We start from the raw sequence: 498 nt of genomic DNA, 5'->3' as shown, positions 1-498 counted from the left end.
GTGGCGGGTTCGTAGGTGCCGGTTGCGGATGTGCCCGAGGGGGTGGGGAGTGGTCGGCCCGGCTGTGTGGTGGGGACTATGCGGGGTCGTAGGTCACACAGTTGTCGGGCGGGGGAGCCGGTTCCCAGGGTGGGTGCCAGGTCGCGACGGGACCGGGATGCACGCCTCCTCACGGGGCGCCCCGGAGGACGCGGCCGGAACGTCCCCCCACTGGAAGGCTCTTTGCTCGCATGCGTACTGCTCTGCGTTCTCTCAAGCCCACCCGCCGGCTGGCCGCTGCCGCTGTGACTGCTGTGGGTACGGCCGGTATCGCCACCACCGCGCTGGCCGGTACCGCGCACGCTGCCGAGGCCGGCAAGCACGAGGCCCGTCCCGCGATCGCCAGTGCCGCCTCCACCGCCCAGCACCTGACCGCCCAGGCCGCCCACGCCAAGGCCGACAGCAAGGCCGACAGCAAGGCCGATGGCAAGCAGGCTGGTGGCCAGGAGTACGCGGACG

The 498-nt window shown here is 72.3% G+C and carries 1 pseudogene; it reads left to right on the top strand.

Going from position 1 to position 498, the window contains the following annotated elements:
* Positions 1–230: 230 nt before the first annotated feature.
* A pseudogene (locus JW592_RS32375) lies at positions 231–498 on the top strand (transglycosylase SLT domain-containing protein); the annotation flags it as partial.

It is taken from the genome of Streptomyces spirodelae, assembly GCF_017676385.1.
GTDB lineage: Bacteria > Actinomycetota > Actinomycetes > Streptomycetales > Streptomycetaceae > Streptomyces > Streptomyces spirodelae.
The sequence above is the reverse complement of the archived record's forward strand: the minus strand, read 5'-3'. Positions and strand labels throughout refer to the sequence as shown.